At 59.3% G+C, this 15362-nt stretch carries 20 protein-coding genes; 11 read left to right on the top strand and 9 right to left on the bottom strand.

Features of this window, described 5'->3' with window-relative positions; all coding sequences use genetic code 11:
- Positions 1-20 precede the first annotated feature (20 nt).
- From BUB72_RS07590 to BUB72_RS07615, 6 genes are all read right to left on the bottom strand, one after another.
- Entirely contained in the window at positions 21-314 is a 294-nt protein-coding gene (locus BUB72_RS07590; RefSeq protein ID WP_073142428.1) for a chorismate mutase, read from the bottom strand.
- The gene (locus BUB72_RS07595; protein ID WP_073142430.1) at positions 307-909 is read right to left on the bottom strand and encodes a GNAT family N-acetyltransferase; all 603 of its coding nucleotides are present in this window, start codon (positions 907-909) and stop codon (positions 307-309) included. Before BUB72_RS07595 ends, BUB72_RS07590 begins: the two co-directional genes overlap by 8 nt.
- Positions 909-1442 (bottom strand): GNAT family N-acetyltransferase, encoded by a 534-nt coding sequence (locus BUB72_RS07600; protein ID WP_073142432.1) that lies wholly within the window; start codon positions 1440-1442, stop codon positions 909-911. Before BUB72_RS07600 ends, BUB72_RS07595 begins: the two co-directional genes overlap by 1 nt.
- On the bottom strand, positions 1439-2941 hold the full coding sequence (gene ffh, locus BUB72_RS07605) for a signal recognition particle protein (protein WP_073142435.1): 1503 nt from the start codon (positions 2939-2941) through the stop codon (positions 1439-1441). The genes BUB72_RS07600 and ffh overlap by 4 nt, the downstream gene beginning before the upstream one ends.
- A gap of 196 nt (positions 2942-3137) precedes the next feature.
- Positions 3138-3617, bottom strand: coding sequence for a hypothetical protein (locus tag BUB72_RS07610; RefSeq protein ID WP_139250632.1), 480 nt, complete (start codon positions 3615-3617; stop codon positions 3138-3140).
- Positions 3596-4069, bottom strand: coding sequence for a hypothetical protein (locus tag BUB72_RS07615; RefSeq protein ID WP_073142942.1), 474 nt, complete (start codon positions 4067-4069; stop codon positions 3596-3598). The genes BUB72_RS07610 and BUB72_RS07615 overlap by 22 nt, the downstream gene beginning before the upstream one ends.
- Before the next feature lie 140 nt (positions 4070-4209).
- On the opposite strand from BUB72_RS07615, the gene BUB72_RS07620 reads away from it, so the two are divergent.
- On the top strand, positions 4210-5097 hold the full coding sequence (locus BUB72_RS07620; protein ID WP_342742151.1) for a LysR family transcriptional regulator: 888 nt from the start codon (positions 4210-4212) through the stop codon (positions 5095-5097).
- A 144-nt stretch (positions 5098-5241) separates the two neighbouring features.
- Complete coding sequence (locus BUB72_RS07625; protein ID WP_139250633.1) at positions 5242-6117, top strand: DMT family transporter; 876 nt, start codon at positions 5242-5244, stop codon at positions 6115-6117.
- Here BUB72_RS07625 and BUB72_RS07630 read toward each other — a convergent pair.
- Positions 6114-6437 carry an ArsR/SmtB family transcription factor gene (locus BUB72_RS07630; RefSeq protein WP_073142946.1) on the bottom strand — a complete coding sequence of 108 codons (324 nt, stop codon included), beginning with the start codon at positions 6435-6437 and terminating at the stop codon, positions 6114-6116. The genes BUB72_RS07625 and BUB72_RS07630 overlap by 4 nt on opposite strands.
- A 219-nt stretch (positions 6438-6656) precedes the next feature.
- On the opposite strand from BUB72_RS07630, the gene BUB72_RS07635 reads away from it, so the two are divergent.
- The 5 genes from BUB72_RS07635 to BUB72_RS07655 all read left to right on the top strand — a co-directional run bounded on the left by BUB72_RS07635 (position 6657) and on the right by BUB72_RS07655 (position 9240).
- Positions 6657-6983 (top strand): AtpZ/AtpI family protein, encoded by a 327-nt coding sequence (locus tag BUB72_RS07635; protein ID WP_073142440.1) that lies wholly within the window; start codon positions 6657-6659, stop codon positions 6981-6983.
- 4 nt (positions 6984-6987) lie between these two features.
- Positions 6988-7746, top strand: coding sequence for a F0F1 ATP synthase subunit A (locus BUB72_RS07640; RefSeq protein ID WP_073142442.1), 759 nt, complete (start codon positions 6988-6990; stop codon positions 7744-7746).
- 46 nt (positions 7747-7792) lie between these two features.
- A complete protein-coding gene (locus BUB72_RS07645) occupies positions 7793-8029 on the top strand; it encodes a F0F1 ATP synthase subunit C (RefSeq protein ID WP_073142444.1) in 237 nt (78 codons plus the stop codon).
- A 116-nt stretch (positions 8030-8145) separates the two neighbouring features.
- A complete protein-coding gene (locus tag BUB72_RS07650) occupies positions 8146-8682 on the top strand; it encodes a F0F1 ATP synthase subunit B' (protein WP_073142950.1) in 537 nt (178 codons plus the stop codon).
- A gap of 3 nt (positions 8683-8685) precedes the next feature.
- The gene (locus BUB72_RS07655) at positions 8686-9240 is read left to right on the top strand and encodes a F0F1 ATP synthase subunit B (RefSeq protein ID WP_073142447.1); all 555 of its coding nucleotides are present in this window, start codon (positions 8686-8688) and stop codon (positions 9238-9240) included.
- Positions 9241-9306: 66 nt separating this feature from the next.
- On the opposite strand, the gene BUB72_RS07660 is transcribed toward BUB72_RS07655, so the two are convergent.
- Both BUB72_RS07660 and BUB72_RS07665 read right to left on the bottom strand, forming a co-directional pair.
- Positions 9307-11262: a vWA domain-containing protein gene (locus BUB72_RS07660; RefSeq protein WP_073142450.1), complete on the bottom strand. Its 1956-nt coding sequence runs from the start codon at positions 11260-11262 to the stop codon at positions 9307-9309.
- Positions 11263-11799 (bottom strand): RNA polymerase sigma factor, encoded by a 537-nt coding sequence (locus BUB72_RS07665; protein ID WP_073142952.1) that lies wholly within the window; start codon positions 11797-11799, stop codon positions 11263-11265. It abuts the gene before it with no gap.
- 59 nt (positions 11800-11858) lie between these two features.
- Here BUB72_RS07665 and BUB72_RS07670 point away from each other — a divergent pair, with 59 nt between their 5' ends.
- The 4 genes from BUB72_RS07670 (at position 11859) to BUB72_RS07685 (ending at position 15345) form a co-directional block, all read left to right on the top strand.
- Positions 11859-12650 carry an alpha/beta hydrolase gene (locus BUB72_RS07670; protein WP_073142452.1) on the top strand — a complete coding sequence of 264 codons (792 nt, stop codon included), beginning with the start codon at positions 11859-11861 and terminating at the stop codon, positions 12648-12650.
- Positions 12651-12770: 120 nt separating this feature from the next.
- Positions 12771-13847: a coiled-coil domain-containing protein gene (locus BUB72_RS07675; protein ID WP_073142455.1), complete on the top strand. Its 1077-nt coding sequence runs from the start codon at positions 12771-12773 to the stop codon at positions 13845-13847.
- 35 nt (positions 13848-13882) lie between these two features.
- Positions 13883-14218, top strand: a complete 336-nt coding sequence (locus tag BUB72_RS07680; protein ID WP_175549132.1) for a hypothetical protein — start codon at positions 13883-13885, stop codon at positions 14216-14218.
- Positions 14215-15345: a hypothetical protein gene (locus tag BUB72_RS07685; protein WP_073142459.1), complete on the top strand. Its 1131-nt coding sequence runs from the start codon at positions 14215-14217 to the stop codon at positions 15343-15345. The genes BUB72_RS07680 and BUB72_RS07685 overlap by 4 nt, the downstream gene beginning before the upstream one ends.
- Positions 15346-15362 lie beyond the last annotated feature (17 nt).

Here is a 15362-nt window from a genome sequence, read left to right on the forward strand (position 1 = left end):
TGCCGGACAAGTGTCCGAAATTATTGAAACGTTTTATGGTTTTGGATGACTTCCCGAATGATGAAATTCAGGAAGGATTTGGCGAATTCGGGGTCCAGATCGGCACGTTTTGCCAAGTCTTCCAGACGGTTGATCTGTTTTGCCTCACGGTCGGGATCCGACGGCGGCAGATTATGCTCGGCCTTCAGCTTGCCCACGGCTTGGGTATGCTTGAACCGCTCGCCCAGCGTATAGACGAGGATTGCGTCCAGACGGTCGATGCTGGCGCGGTGCTCTTTCAACAGCTCGGCGGCTTTTGTGACGGGATCAGTCAAGTGCGAACCCTTTCGGTTTGAAGGCAGGGTCTTGGTAATGGCTAACTTCCATGGCGATGCCGTGGGACAGCTGGGTGTCGTTCAGCGCAGCGGGGGCAGGGTGGCGGTAGACCGCGTCATCATCCCCGATGGATTTCGCTTCCTTGTCTTTCACGCAGCCCAGACGCTCGGCCAGACGGACAGAATCCAGATTGTAGGGGTCAAGGTAGCTGACAGCACCCTCCCAGCCGGATTTGTAGAAATGGCGGCGCGCGGCGTCGACGGCTTCCAGCGCATAGCCTTTGCCCGCAACTTCGGGCCAGATGATCCAAGCCAGTTCGCGCTCCGGCCACAAGGCAGGTTGCCAGCCGCCTGCCATGCCAAGCGTCGCGTCGGTTTCCTTGTCGTGGATCATCCACATGCCGAAGCCGCGAATTTCCCAGTGGCCGATTTCGGCCGCATAGAGCATCCACGCCTCATACGGGTTCAACGGCCCGCCCATGTAGCGGGCGCGGAAGCTGGTGAAGGTCGCCTTGAAGTCGGGATAGTCCTGCGGCTCCGGCCCTTTCAGGACCAGACGCTCGGTTTCCAGCACGGGGATGTCGCGGTGGCCCATTACGCGGCCTCCGGCTTTGGATGGCGGTAAACGAGCCCCCAAGTCTTGAGCGGGTTCGGGAACTTCGCCTCAGGGTCGTGCGCCGCGCCAAGACGCTTTGCCAGTTTGATCGAGGCCGTGTTGCGCGGGTCGATGTAGCTGACGATGGTATCCCATTTCAGCACGTTCCAAGCGTGATCCAAGCAGGCTTTCGCTGCTTCAAGGGCAAGACCTTGGCCCTCGTCTTTTTTGTCGAACAACGCCCAACCGATTTCTTTTTCGGGAAACCACGGGGGGGCGAAATGTCCGGTCAACCCGATGGCCTGATCGTTGCCTTTACGGGTGATGATGTAGTGGCCGAAACCGCGCATGATCCAGTGGCCGGCCTCGAAGGAGAAGATTTCCCACGCATCCTCTGCATCCTTCGGGCCGCCGATATATTGCGACCGCTCCGACGCGTAATGCGCAGCGTAAGCGTCTACATCCGCGGCTTTCGGAGCGCGCAGGATCAAGCGCTCTGTCTCAAGCGTGGGGGTGGAAAAGGTCACGGTCATTTTTTCTTGCCGAACCCTGACAGGCCGGGGGGCAGCGCGCCGCCACCCATGCCGGGCATACCGCCCATTCCGCCGGGCAGCTTCGCGCCCATTTGTTTGGCCGCCGCCTCCATGGCTGCCGGGTCGTTCATGTCAGGCATACCGCCCTTGCCAAACATGCCTTTCATGGCCTGTTTCAGCATCCCGCCTTTGCCCATTTTGCCCATCTTCTTCATCATGTCGCCCATCTGGCGCTGCATTTTCAGAAGTTTGTTCAGGTCCGAGACCTCCATCCCCGCGCCCTTGGCGATGCGCTTCTTGCGCGACGCTTGCAAAAGCTGCGGGTTGGCGCGTTCGCGTTTGGTCATCGACTGGATCAGGGCAATCTGCTGTTTCAGCATCTTGTCGTCGAGGCCTGCCTCTTTGGCCTGACCTGCCATTTTCTTCATGCCGGGCATCATGCCCATGAGGCCTTCCATGCCGCCCATCTTGAGCATCTGCTCAAGCTGGTTCTTCAGGTCGTTCATGTTGAACTGACCCTTCTGGAAGCGCTTCATCATCTTCTCGGCTTGTTCAGCCTCGATGGTTTCTTGTGCTTTCTCGACCAAGGCGACGATGTCGCCCATGCCAAGGATGCGGCCTGCGATGCGGTCCGGCTCGAAGGTTTCAAGCGCGTCCATCTTTTCGCCAAGGCCGACGAATTTGATCGGCTTGCCCGTGACCGCGCGCATCGACAGGGCCGCGCCGCCGCGACCGTCGCCGTCCATACGGGTCAACACAACGCCGGAGATGCCGATCTTGCCGTCGAATTCCTCAGCGACCTCAACGGCGACCTGACCGGTCAGGCCGTCGACCACCAGCAGCGTTTCGCGCGGTTTGACGATGTCACGGACGTCTTCGACTTCCTGCATCAACACTTCGTCGATTTGCAAACGGCCCGCAGTGTCGAGCATGTAGACGTCGTAGCCGCCCAGCGTCGCCTGTTGCTTGGCGCGCTTGGCGATGTCGACGGGCTTCTCGCCCTTGACGATCGGCAGGGTGTCGACGCCGATCTGCACACCGAGGATCGCCAGCTGTTCCATCGCCGCAGGGCGGTTCACGTCGAGCGATGCCATCAGCACGCGCTTGTTGTTTTTCTCTTTCAGCCGTTTGGCCAGCTTACCGGTCGTCGTGGTCTTACCGGAGCCTTGCAGACCCACCATCAGGATCGGAGCGGGCGGGCTGTCGATTTTCAACTCGCCCGGCGTATCGTCGTCGCCTGCCAGCACATGTTTCAACTCGTCGTGGACGATCTTGACGACTTGCTGGCCGGGGGTGATCGACTTGGTGACGTTCTGGCCGGTGGCCTTGTCGGCGACAGCTTTGACGAAATCGCGGGCGACGGGTAGCGAGACGTCGGCTTCCAGCAGGGCGACACGCACCTCGCGCAGGGCGGTTTTGACGTCGTCCTCGGACAGCGCGCCTTGCTTTGTGAGCTTATCAAAGACGCCAGAGAGGCGTTCGGACAGGTTCTCAAACATGGGCTCTCGGCTCCTTCTTCCTCACATGTGACCCCTACCTAAGCACGGACCGGCTAAACGACAATTGCCCCCGCCACTTGTCACAAGTGGGTCCAAACAAACAGTTTGGCCCCCATGGGCGCGACGCGCTGATGGGGGGCGATCCCTGCTTCAAGCGGGGACCGGAAGTCTGGTGCTTCCGGATGTTGTGGGCGATCTACGCGGTGGGGCCTTTGGAGTCAAGCCACGCGTTGACCTCTCGGGCCAGACTCCGAGCGCGGCTTTGCGGTTGCGGGGAGCCGAACTCCAGCGGGCCTGTATCTCGCTGCAAAACCAGCCGCCCCGATCGGGTTGAGCCTTGTCCACGCCACCTGATTCTGGCCCCTCGGACCAGCCCCAACTCGTCGATCATCTGGCGCTTTTTGAAGATGGTTTGCCGCGTAAGGATAAGAGCATCCGCGTCGCGATCCAGAGTGAGCGTCTGACGTTCGACAAATGTCAGAAAGAACAGCGGGATGATCACGGCTGCCAGAAATATCCAGCCGATGGGGTCGCCGCTCTTGAGAATGGTGATCGATATATAAACCCATGCCAAGACGAAGGCCGCAAGGAACCAGGCCACCATCCCGGGTTTCTGGTCCAGAACCAGCCTGGAAGGGCGATTGTCTCGCGTGATCATGATGCCTGTGTCAGCCACTGGTTGATTGTGTCGGCGATCCCGTGATGGTCGCTGAAATTGTCATAGGCGAAGACCAGAGGGTGGATGCCTGCGCTTTGGCCCTCGGGAAAGACCAGTGCCACGCGGTAGGTTGTGCCGCCCTTCTTGGTGTGGCTGGCCTGCACAATGGCATTTTGAACTTCGTGCAACTGATGCTCGACCACGGACCCGCCCAGCAGCGTTTTGCGCCGGATAACCAGTTTTCCTTCAGAGCGCAGGAACAGCGCTTGAGTGCGGCGGGCGAAGAAATAAAGCAGGACGACGGGAATGAAGCTTGCGGCCATGAAGATCAGGCCCATGGCTTGCCCGCTTAGCAAGATCGAAAGACCGATACCGAAGAACAAAAGCCAGCCCCCGACAAGGGCGAGGGAGACGACCCAAGGCCTGTTCTCGACAATCAATTGCTCGGGCAGGTTGCGGGTGACTTTCATGATGCAAAGACTACCAGACGGCGCAGGATTGAAAAGGGCAGGTGCTGTGGCGTGGCCGCGCTTTGTGCTTTGCAAAATAAAACCGATGTGGAATGGTTCGGCGAGGTCCGCGCATTTGCGCACAAGGGAGGCGGCGGCTTATGGAAATCGACAACTGGGACGAATATCGTACCGCCTATCAAGTCGCGCGCCTGCGCACGGTGAGTGCCGCGGCAGAGGTGTTGGGCGTGCACCATGCCACCGTTATCCGCCATATCGACAGCCTTGAAGGCAAGTTAGGGGCCAAGCTTTTCCAGCGCCATGCGCGCGGATACACCCCGACCGAAGCGGGGGAGGATTTGCTGACCGTGGCCGCGGCGACCGAGGATCAGTTGACGCAGCTGGCGGGCCGTATACACGGGCGCGGAGCATCGGTGTCAGGCGATCTGATCGTCACCTGCCTGCCGCAGATGTCACCGCTGATGGCGCGCACGATTACCAAATACCAAGCTGACAACCCTGATATCCGCGCCGAGCTGATCGTCGATACGCGGCCCTTGCGGCTTGAATACGGCGAAGCGCATGTGGCCCTGCGCGCCGGTGCGCCGGGAGATGATCTGGACAATATCGTGCAGGAACTGGCGAAAATGCCGATGGGGCTTTATGCCCACAAGGATTACGTGTTCCGGCATGGCCCGCTGAAGGGGATGGAGGATATCCCCAACCACCGCTTCTGCCGCATGTCGACCTTGAACCTGCGTGCGCCTTTTATGCGTTGGATGGGGGAGCACGTGCCGGAGGAGAATGTCGTCTACAAATGTTCCGACACCAACACGGTGCAGGACGGCGTTATCGCCGGTGCAGGAATCGGGTTTCTGCCCTCCTATATCGGCAATGCGCATCCGGATATGAAGGAGATGCTTCCGTCCGAGCAGAGCTGGTCGTCAACTTTCTGGTGTGTGACCCACGTGGATTTGCACAGAACCGCGAAGGTGCATTCCTTTGTGACCTTTTTGAAAGAGGAAGCCAAAGGGTGGGGCGACCTTTAGGCGTGGGCTGACCTGAATGAGCGCCTGCGGCGCGCGATATTTCTGGCGCTTTGTGGCGGGTGTGAGGCCAAACAGGCAAGGGCGTGCACGGGGCAGGGTGAGGATTGAATATTTGAGCCAAGATGAAGCTGTAAGAGGGTTCTTGTGACACCGGCGCTGCGTGGCCATGCGGCGATGCTGCTGTTTTCGGTTCTGGTGGCGGGATCGTTCTCGCTGGGGTCGTTGGCGGCCAACGAGATATCACCGGCGGCATTGAATGCGGTGCGCTTTGCGATTGCGGGCGTGGTGATCGGGGTGGCGGCGCTGGTGACAACAGGGCTGCCGCGCAGGGCCTTGGTGGCCCCGTGGCGCTATTTGCTTTTGGGCGGGATATTCGCGGCTTATTTCGTTTTGATGTTCGAAGGCTTGAAGACAGCGCCGCCAGTGAGCGCGGCGGCGGTCTTTACCCTGACGCCGGTACTGGCGGCGGGGGCAGGATATATTCTGCTGCGTCAGGTTTTAACCACCCGTATGGCGCTGGCTCTGGCTTTGGGGGCCGTCGGGGCGTTGTGGGTGATTTTCAGGGCGGATGTGCAGGCCTTGCTGGGCTTCGAGGTTGGGCGGGGCGAAGCCGTCTATTTCGTTGGCTGTGCCGCGCATGCAATCTACACTCCGCTGGTGCGCAAGCTGAACCGCGGCGAGGCACCGGTGGTGTTTTCCTTCTTTACCCTGTTGGGCGGGTTGGGGCTGCTGACGATCTGGGGGTGGTCCGATCTGTGGGCCACCGACTGGGCCGCGCTGCCCGCGATTGTGTGGGTGACCATCCTCTATGTGTCAGTCGCCGCATCGGCGATGACCTTCGTGCTGCTGCAATATGCGGCGCTGCGACTGCCGTCGTCGAAGGTGATGGCCTATACCTACCTCGTACCCAGTTGGGTCATTCTGTGGGAGCTGGCCCTGGGGGGCACCGCCCCACCGGCGCTGGTTCTGGCGGGGGTGGCATTGACGGTGCTTGCCTTGGGAATGTTGCTGAAGGACTAGCTGCCGAGTTCTTTGTTCAGGAATTGCTCGAAGGCGTCGAAGTTCAGCGCCTCCAGCTGGCCAAAGCTCTCGATCCAAACGATGGCCTCGCGCATGGCCTCCGGCTCCAGCTTGCACCACTTCACGCGCCCGCGCTTTTCCTGAGTGATTAGACCGGCGCGGGTCAGAATGGTCAGATGTTTGGAAATCGCGGCCAGTGACATCTCAAACGGCTCGGCCACATCGGTGACCGCCATGTCATCCTCCAGCAGCATCGCCAGAATGGCGCGGCGGGTGCCGTCGGCAAGGGCTGCGAAGGTGGTATCAAGGGCGGTGCTCATGGCGGTGTCATGGCGCGGGGCGGCGCAATCGTCAACCAAATGGTTGAATATCAAAAAACTGCATGGGGGCCTGCGGCGTGGTGTCCAGCTTCGGATGGAGCTCGGTTTAAGGTATAAATATCATAAGGTTAAAGTGGTTTTCAGCGACTGTTGAGGGTGATTGACTCTGTGCGGCCCGCGGCCTATCCCTCCTGCAAACCTCCCGAGGGGTGTCTTTTGATGACCAATGACCCGAATAAGGCCCAGCTGGATGCGCTGAGCGAGCGGATCGAAGGGCTCAAGAAAACCTCTCAGGCTGAAAAGCCAAGGGGGGACGAGCACTATTCGGGGGCCCAGCAGGGCTGGCGCATGGTGACGGAACTTGTTGCCGGTCTTGGGATCGGCCTGACCATCGGATACGGCCTCGACTGGCTGTTCGGCACATTGCCGATTTTTCTGGTGATCTTCACATTGCTGGGCTTCGCGGCCGGGGTGAACGTTATGCTTCGCACCGCCAAAGAGGTCCAAAACGAACATCTGGCCAAAGCGGCCAACGAGAAGGACTGAACAGATGGCGACAGAAGCTCACGGCGCAGAAGACGGCGGTCTGGTTTTTCACCCGATGGACCAATTCATCGTCAAGCCGCTGTTTGGCAACGGCGATGTCGGCGCGTTCACGATCACCAACGTGACATTGTGGATGGCCCTGACGGTTGTTTGTATCATCGTTTTGCTGGTCTTCGGCACCTCGCGCCGCGCCATCGTGCCATCGCGCAGCCAGTCCATCGCCGAGATGATGTATGGCTTCGTCTACAAGATGGTCGAAGACGTCACCGGCAAGGACGGCGTGAAGTACTTCCCCTATATCATGACGCTGTTCATGTTCATTCTGGTGTCCAACTTCCTTGGCCTGCTGCCGATGGCGTTCACCACCACCTCGCATATCGCTGTTACCGGTGTGCTGGCGATGATGGTGTTCCTCGCAGTCACAATCCTTGGCTTCGTCAAAAACGGTGCCGGCTTCTTAGGCCTGTTCTGGGTGTCCTCGGCGCCTCTGGCGCTACGCCCCATTCTGGCGTTGATCGAGGTTATTAGCTACTTCGTGCGCCCCGTCAGCCACTCCATTCGTTTGGCAGGCAACATGATGGCCGGTCACGCTGTTATCAAAGTTTTCGCGGGCTTCGCAGCCATCGCGGCAATCTCACCCCTGTCCATTCTGGCAATCACCGCCATGTATGGTTTGGAAATTCTCGTAAGCGGTATCCAAGCTTACGTGTTCGCAATTCTAACCTGTGTGTATCTGAAAGATGCGCTGCATCCTTCGCACTAAGGTTACGAAGACTAATCACCTCAATTCCATCGTAAGGAGAAAAGACATGGAAGGCGATATCGCACAAATGGGTCAATTCATCGGCGCAGGCCTGGCTTCTGTTGGCATGGGCGGCGCAGCCGTCGGTGTGGGCAACGTGGCTGGCAGCTATCTGTCCGGCGCTCTGCGCAACCCGTCCGCAGCTGCTTCGCAGACTGCAACACTGTTCATCGGCATCGCATTCGCGGAAGCTCTGGGGATCTTCTCGTTCCTCGTCGCTCTTCTGCTGATGTTCGCTGTTTAAGAACCAAGCTATACTATCCTTACGGTCGGGCGGGGCATTCGGTGCCTCGTCCGGTGTAACAAGGCACTTCGGAGGTCAGCATGGCTGAACACAACCTTAGCCCAGAAGCGCAGGGCATGGCCGATGCGCTTGGGGTTGACGGCGATCACGCCGGCGCCTCGGCGGGTATGCCGCAGCTCGATTTTTCGAGCTTTGATAACCAGATCGTCTGGTTGCTGATCACGCTTGTGGTCATTTACTTCGTGCTGTCGCGCGTTGCGCTGCCGCGCATCGGATCGGTTCTGGCAGAACGTGCCGGCACCATCACCAACGACATTGCTGCCGCCGAGGACCTGAAACAACAGGCCATCGACGCGGAAGCTGCCTATGAGAAAGCCCTTGTCGATGCGCGCGCCGAGGCAGGCCGGATCGTCGGCGAAACCAAGGCCGCCATTCAGGTGGATTTGGACAAGGCCATTGCCAAAGCGGACGCAGAAATTGCGGCACGTGCGGCTGAAGGTGAAAAAGCTATCGCGGCCATTCGTGACAGCGCCGCTGAAAGCGCTGCGACTGTGGCCAAGGACATTGCAAAAGACATCGTGTCGGCTGTGGCACCGGGCAAGATTGACGCCAAGTCGATCACCGCCGCCGTCACTGCAAAGATGAAGGGATAAGAGATGAAGAAGCTCCTCGCTCTTACGGCATTGCTGCCCGCTCCGGCGTTGGCCGCAAGTGGCCCTTTCTTCTCGCTGCACAACACCAACTTCGTCGTGCTGCTCGCGTTCATCTTGTTCATCGCGGTGCTATTCTACTACAAGGTTCCCGGCATGTTGGGCGGGATGCTCGACAAGCGTGCCCAGACCATTCAAGCCGAGCTTGATGAGGCCAAGGCCCTGCGCGAAGAAGCCCAAACCCTGCTGGCGTCCTATGAGCGCAAGCAAAAGGAAGTGGCCGAGCAGGCAGACCGCATTGTCGCCGAAGCCAAGCGCGAAGCCGAAGCTGCTGCCACGCAGGCCAAGGAAGATCTGAAGCTGTCGATTGCCCGTCGCCTGAAAGGTGCCGAGGACCAGATCGCCAGCGCTGAAGCCGGTGCTGTGCGCGAAATTCGTGACCGCGCGATCAACGTCGCCATCGCTGCTGCTGCTGAAGTTGTGGCGTCGAAGACGACCGCTGCGGATCAAAACGGCTTGATTGATGACGCCATCGCACAGGTTAAAGACAAACTGCACTAAGCGCAGACCGAGATTGTTTAAAAGCCCCGATGCCGTATTGGCCTCGGGGCTTTTTGCTTTTCGGGGTTAATTTTGTGACAAGCTCTGCGCCAATCGCATCAGCTTTACGGCTTCGGCGCGATAGCCGAATTCGTCATTGCCCTTGTTGGCATTGGCCAGCGCAATGGCGTCGGAATATCCCCACTCGCCAAGTGCTGTGTTGCCGCGCAGCAGTTGCCCGAACCCCGCGATAGCTGCGCTGAACGCAGCCTCGGAGCCTGCGTCGCCTGAGCCGACCGGCACGACTTCTTCCAGCAACTTGCTTTGCGTCGCGCCGGGTTCTTTGTAGCGAAGGCGCAGGAAGGCCAGATCGGAGGTATTGCCATCCGCCGCGACGGTGCCAAAGCGCAGCGGGTCGGTCAGAACGGCGTCGGAGCCGACGGGCGTCACCTCGTAGAGGGCGGTCACGGTGTGGCCTGCGCCGATCTCTCCGGCGTCAACTTTGTCGTTGTTGAAATCCTCGCGTTTCAGCGCGCGGGTCTCGTAGCCGATCAACCGGTATTCGGCGACGGTTGCGGGGTTGAACTCCACCTGAATTTTGACGTCTTGAGCGATGGTGAACATCGCGCCGGACAACTGATCCACCAGCACCTTCTGTGCTTCGGCCAGAGTGTCGATATAGGCGGCCTGACCGTTGCCGTTCTGTGCCAGCGTTTGCATTAAGGCGTCGTTTACGTTGCCACGCCCGAAGCCGAACACCGACAGGTAGGTGCCGGATTTACGCTTCTGCTCCACGAAGCCTTTCAACTCTGCGTTGGATTGCATCCCGACGTTGAAATCCCCGTCCGTGGCAAGCAGGACGCGGGACACCTCGCCGTCGCGGCTCATCTGGTCTGCCAAGGCATAGGCCGCCCGCAGCCCTTCACCGCCAGCGGTAGAGCCACCTGCGGAGAGGCGCAGCAGGGCGTCCTCGATCTTGCGACGCTCGGACGCTTTGGTGGGCTCCAGAACCGTGCCAGCGGAGCCCGCATAGGTGACGATCGCCACCTCATCCTCGGGGCGCAGTTGACCCAGCATCAGGCGGAAGCTTTGCACAAGCAAAGGCAGCTTGTTCGCGTCCTGCATCGAGCCGGAGGTGTCCAGCAGGAACACCAGATTAAGCGGTGGGCGCTCGGTCACCTGCGCGCCTTGAATGGCGATATGCATCAACTGGGTGTCGGGATTCCATGGCGTCTCGCTCACCGTCACGGTTTGCTGGAACGGCACGTCACCCACTGGGACGGGGTAGGCATAGGGGAAGTAGTTCACCAACTCCTCGACGCGCACGGATTTGGGGTCCGGCAATTGGCCACGCGACAGGCTGGAGCGTAGCCACGAATAGCTGGCGGTGTCCACGTCGATGGAGAAAGTCGAAACTGGCTCCTCGGAGGTGACCTTCAACGGGTTTGGTGTGGCGTCAGGGAATTGGTCTCGCGATTGGGCGATCTGTGGTTGGGGCAGGCGGTCGCGGAACGCGCCGTTGGTCGCGATGGATTGCGTGCTTTCCGCCATCGCCTGCGGGGCGGGTTGTCTAGCGCCAGAGATGGGTGCCGGAGCCTCGTCCAGTTTCATGCGTTTCACTCCGGACGAGCGGGACATGAGACGCCCCGTGGTGGCATCGTCTGCCTCCATATCTGCAACGGCTGGCGATGCAGGTGCGGGAGGCTCTGCGACCACCTTCTCCACGACGGTGGCGGGCTGAATTGGAGGGGCAGGCTGCCGGGTTACCAGCACTGTGCCAACTCCCACTATCACCAGCGAGGATGTCGCCAACATCATCGGCTTCAAATTCGGTTTCATAAACATCTGTCCAAGTCCTTTCAGAAATCCTGCCCGCTCGGGGTTGATATCTGTAGGACGTACGGCGGTGGCCGATCCTTGGAGATTGGCGAAATTTTTTTCGGCCACGCGTAATGCCGCCTCCTTCGAAGCCTCATCCGGCGCGGGAGTTGCGTCGCGCAGGGCGGCGCGGAGCTTGTCTAGTTCATCTTTAAATTCGGGCATCTATCTGGCCTCCTCTGTGGCCATTTCACGCAAGTGGCGCTTCACTTCCGACATGCGCCACGCGATTGTTCCTTCTGACAGGCCCATGACCTCGGCGGCTTGGGCTTGGGTCAAATCCTCGCCAAGTGTCAACGCCACAGTCTCGCGCAGCTCCGCTGGCAAGGCGCGCATCGCATTGGTTAACCAATCCTGAGCCTGCGCGGTTTCTGCGGCCTCGGCTGCGCGGCGGGTGTAGTCCTGCCCCCAGCCGTCGCGGGCTTTTACGCGCCGTTGCGCCTTGCGGGCGCAGTCGGTGGCGGCGTTCAGCGTGACGCGGTAGAGCCACGTCGTAAATTTGGCGTCGGAGCGGAAGCCCCGCAGCTTGGCTGGCAGGGCGGCGAGAATATCGTGGGTCAGGTCCTCGGCATCGGCTTTATGCCCCGTTAACCGCCATGACAGGCGGAACAACCGGTCGTAGTGGCGTCGGACCAGCAGGCCAAACGCCTCGCTGTCCCCGTCACTGGCGGCTTGCGCCAAGGCCTCGTCGCTGGTTTTCATACGCATAGTGATGGTAGGACGCATGGGCGGCGTCAATCCTTGGAAAAAAGTTGAGAAAAATGGTGAAAACCCGACAAGAGCTTGATTTGGAATATGAAAACGGTGGATTTATTCCTGATGCCCAAAGCTATGCAGATGCGTGGGAGGCCGCGTCGGCGGCGTTTCGGGACGCGCATGCGGGTGAATATGGCGTGGCCTATGGGGAAAACCCGCGGGCGAAGTTCGATCTGATCCGGCCTGAAGGTGCTGCCAAGGGCTTGTTCGTCTTTGTGCATGGTGGCTACTGGCTGCAACGGCACAAGGACGACTGGACCTGCTTTGGGGAAGGGGCCTTCGACGCTGGTTGGGCGATTGCGCATCCGGGCTACCCGCTGGCGCCGGAGGTGCGGATTAGCGAAATCACCGCCCATATCGCGCAGGCCGTCACCGCGTTGGCGGCACGGGTAGATGGCCCGATCGTGCTGGCAGGTCACTCGGCGGGCGGGCATCTGGTGGCGCGGATGGCGATGGCGGGGGTGTTGCCCGACGCGGTCGCGGCGCGCTTGTCTCATGTGCTGTCGATCTCTCCCGTCTCGGACCTGCGCCCGTTGATCCCGTTGACCATGAACGACACGCTGCGTCTTGATGCGGCAGAGGCCGAGGCGGAAAGCCCCGCATTGGGCAAGCCGCTGGACGTACCGGTGACGGTCGTGGTCGGCGCGCAGGAACGTCCCGTCTTTCTGGATCAATCCCGCTGGCTGTCGGAGGCATGGGACGCAAAGCAGATGATCCTGCCCGGGCGGCACCATTTTGATGTGATCGACGGATTGCGGGACGCGGATAGCCCGATGATGAAGGCGGCACTTGGCTAATTTGCCCGCCGCGCCCTTTTTCCTATGGCGCGGGGCGGGTTTGGCGTGGCAAACTCTTTAAAACTGAAATTCCTGCCATTATGTAAATGGTAATAACATTTGAACGAGGGGATATTATCTATGGCCAATTTTGACGCGCAAGTCCGTGAAAGCCAAGAGCAAGTAGCTGAAGCGCAAGCGAAAATTGCTGAAATGACAAGCAAGATCGAAAGCGCGCGCGCCAAGATTGAAGCGGGCGACGTGCTGGAATTGGACATCGAGAACGCCTCGCTGGAGGATGTTCACGCGCACACCGCCGCCATGGACGCAAATATTGCCGAGTTGATTATGGGGCTGGACGACGTGACCTCCGGCTTCTCCGAAGACTTTTCCGCCATGCGCGACAAGACGGGCTGGGAAAGCTTCGTTGGCATCTTCTCGAAGGGTAAATCCGAAAGCCTGCGCCAAGAACGTATGCGCACCGCGTCGATTGACGATAAACTGCAAGACCTGATCGGCAAGTCCGACACCATTGTGGCGCTGTTGCAAGGTCAGCTGGCGATGCTCAATGAGCAAAAGGAAAAGGTTGAAGGCAACCTGACCGTCACGCTGGACGACCGCGAATTCACTGTGGGCGAGCTGGAAACCCTACGCGCCGAGATCGTGGCGATGGACCCGAAGATCATCGAGTTGGAAAACAAAATCTCCGTCGAGCAAGACGCGGCTGCGCGCACCAAGCTGGAGACCGAGCTGGCGGGCCTGAACTCCGAGTACAACGAAAAGGTGCAGGCCGAACAAGTGAAGCTTGCCAAGTCCCAAACCTTGGAGCGCTACATCGAGCAGGGCAAAACTTGGATCGACAGCTTGCAGAACCAAGCGGCGACGCAAATGGTGCTGATCAACAAGCTGGAAACCGACACCAAGCAGCGCGTGGTCCTTTACGATGCGTTGACCAAATCCTTGAAGACCGCGCAACAGCAAGACGTGGCCCATAAGATCAACGAAATCGGCGTCAAAACCGACCAGGAGGCGCAGTCCGCCATGGCCGGTATCGGGGCGGCGACGAACGCCCGCATGACCGAGATGATGGAAGCCCATGAGGATCAAATGGTCTTCGCCCGCAAAGTTTTGGAACAGAAGGCGAAGGCGGATGAACGTTTTGCGCGACGGTTCGAGAAGATCGTCGAGAAGCACGACAAGAACTTGTATGGGGCTTGATGTTACGTTGGCTCAATGGAGTGATTTTGACCATCGTGAGTTGGATCACTGTTCTCGTTATTTACGTTATTGCAGTGTTCGTAGTGACAATCCCTTGGATCCTATCCGCAGTGATTGCTTTTTCAGTTACTGAAAATACCTTGATTCAGTGGCTGATTATCGCGCCTGCGTTTATTTTCTGGGGTGTGTTCTTCTTTTGGTTTGTCGCGCGTTTTGTCTATCCCTGTATCTTTGGTGTTTGGGGAATGGCTGGTTTGGTGTTCCAGAAGGCGGCAGAAGTTAGCTTCGGTCGGGTTTTCGAGTTTATCACCGGTCGGGCATTCTTGATGCGTCAGGATGTTCGTTGGTACTTTTCTAAGGTCAAGTCATGACTGAAGACCTAAACCTCACCCAAGACCACTCCGGTTTGACGGACGACCTCGCGGCGCGGCGCTACTTTGCCAAGTTCGAGCGGATCACCGGCCATCTGGCCCGTGTTGCCGCCGAGATGGAGGTGGAGCGCACGTTCTCCAAAACTGATGTCGGGATCATATCCGAGTATGTAACCCGCATCGCGCGCAGCTTCCGTGCGCTGAGCCATAAGTATTTGCTGACAGGGCGCGACACGGGCGTGTTCTTTGGGTCGCTATCGATTGATCACCATGAGAGCGGCTTTCCGATCTTTGCCGAACTGATGAAAATGGCCAATGATGCGCAGCAGGCGGATAAACATCTGGCGGGCATGCGCTCGGTTGAGGAATTGAAAGACGAAATGGTGCGCCAGATCGTGGGTGATTTGACCGTGCCGACCAAGCTTCAATATGCCATGACCCAACGGCTGTATTACCAACAGCTGCAAACCAGCGAATTGTTCTGGGCGACCAATGACCCGCAGGCGCTATGGACCGGCAACAAAGAGGACCGCCGGACCTATATGCTGCATTGGGCGGTCTATGACAGCCAGCAAAACGTGCCGACGATCTACATGATGGATGTTGAGGACACAGGCGATGTGGCCCTGCCCAAAGACGCGCGGCGTTGGCCCGAGGCACAGGCGCATCTGACCGCGCAAGGATCGGCTGGATTGAAGCTGCTGACCATCGCCCAAGGGTTCGACCGCGACTTCGATGACCTGCACCCCAAGCGGCTGCGGCGCATTCATGTGGGGCCGATGTATTCGTCCGCCTTCACGCAACAATCCGGCCCGATCCGCGAGGTTTTGGAAGAAGCGCAAGGCCCCGTGGGTGAGGATTGGACGCTGGCATGGACGGTCGAGGACCTTCATTCCGAGCGCACAGAGATGGAGAAGAAGGGCTGGTTCAGTTCGGTCGAGCGCGAGATTTTCAAGCTCGACCCGTTTGGCGGGCGCGGGGCAGAGACGGGGACGACGAGCATCGAACGCTCGATCATTCTGCCGCAACGCCCGTTTCAGGTGCTGGCCGAGAAGAACCCGGCCGGATTTCATGACGTGCGCAAGTTCGTTGTTAGCCCTGCGGGGCGTGTTGTTTCTTACAGATAGGGCGGGGGTTTACCCGC

It is taken from the genome of Litoreibacter ascidiaceicola (genome assembly GCF_900129235.1).
Lineage (GTDB): Bacteria > Pseudomonadota > Alphaproteobacteria > Rhodobacterales > Rhodobacteraceae > Litoreibacter > Litoreibacter ascidiaceicola.

What these genes read in the sequence shown, in the direction of transcription:
- BUB72_RS07595 (WP_073142430.1), bottom strand. Translation starts at nt 909, where the DNA reads ATGGGCCACCGCGACATCCCCGTGCTGGAAACCGAGCGTCTGGTCCTG.
- BUB72_RS07600 (WP_073142432.1), bottom strand. Translation starts at nt 1,442, where the DNA reads ATGACCGTGACCTTTTCCACCCCCACGCTTGAGACAGAGCGCTTGATC.
- ffh (WP_073142435.1), bottom strand. Translation starts at nt 2,941, where the DNA reads ATGTTTGAGAACCTGTCCGAACGCCTCTCTGGCGTCTTTGATAAGCTC.
- BUB72_RS07615 (WP_073142942.1), bottom strand. Translation starts at nt 4,069, where the DNA reads ATGAAAGTCACCCGCAACCTGCCCGAGCAATTGATTGTCGAGAACAGG.
- BUB72_RS07620 (WP_342742151.1), top strand. Translation starts at nt 4,210, where the DNA reads ATGGAAATCGACAACTGGGACGAATATCGTACCGCCTATCAAGTCGCG.
- BUB72_RS07630 (WP_073142946.1), bottom strand. Translation starts at nt 6,437, where the DNA reads ATGAGCACCGCCCTTGATACCACCTTCGCAGCCCTTGCCGACGGCACC.
- BUB72_RS07635 (WP_073142440.1), top strand. Translation starts at nt 6,657, where the DNA reads ATGACCAATGACCCGAATAAGGCCCAGCTGGATGCGCTGAGCGAGCGG.
- BUB72_RS07640 (WP_073142442.1), top strand. Translation starts at nt 6,988, where the DNA reads ATGGCGACAGAAGCTCACGGCGCAGAAGACGGCGGTCTGGTTTTTCAC.
- BUB72_RS07645 (WP_073142444.1), top strand. Translation starts at nt 7,793, where the DNA reads ATGGAAGGCGATATCGCACAAATGGGTCAATTCATCGGCGCAGGCCTG.
- BUB72_RS07650 (WP_073142950.1), top strand. Translation starts at nt 8,146, where the DNA reads ATGGCCGATGCGCTTGGGGTTGACGGCGATCACGCCGGCGCCTCGGCG.
- BUB72_RS07655 (WP_073142447.1), top strand. Translation starts at nt 8,686, where the DNA reads ATGAAGAAGCTCCTCGCTCTTACGGCATTGCTGCCCGCTCCGGCGTTG.
- BUB72_RS07660 (WP_073142450.1), bottom strand. Translation starts at nt 11,262, where the DNA reads ATGCCCGAATTTAAAGATGAACTAGACAAGCTCCGCGCCGCCCTGCGC.
- BUB72_RS07665 (WP_073142952.1), bottom strand. Translation starts at nt 11,799, where the DNA reads ATGAAAACCAGCGACGAGGCCTTGGCGCAAGCCGCCAGTGACGGGGAC.
- BUB72_RS07670 (WP_073142452.1), top strand. Translation starts at nt 11,859, where the DNA reads ATGGTGAAAACCCGACAAGAGCTTGATTTGGAATATGAAAACGGTGGA.
- BUB72_RS07675 (WP_073142455.1), top strand. Translation starts at nt 12,771, where the DNA reads ATGGCCAATTTTGACGCGCAAGTCCGTGAAAGCCAAGAGCAAGTAGCT.
- BUB72_RS07685 (WP_073142459.1), top strand. Translation starts at nt 14,215, where the DNA reads ATGACTGAAGACCTAAACCTCACCCAAGACCACTCCGGTTTGACGGAC.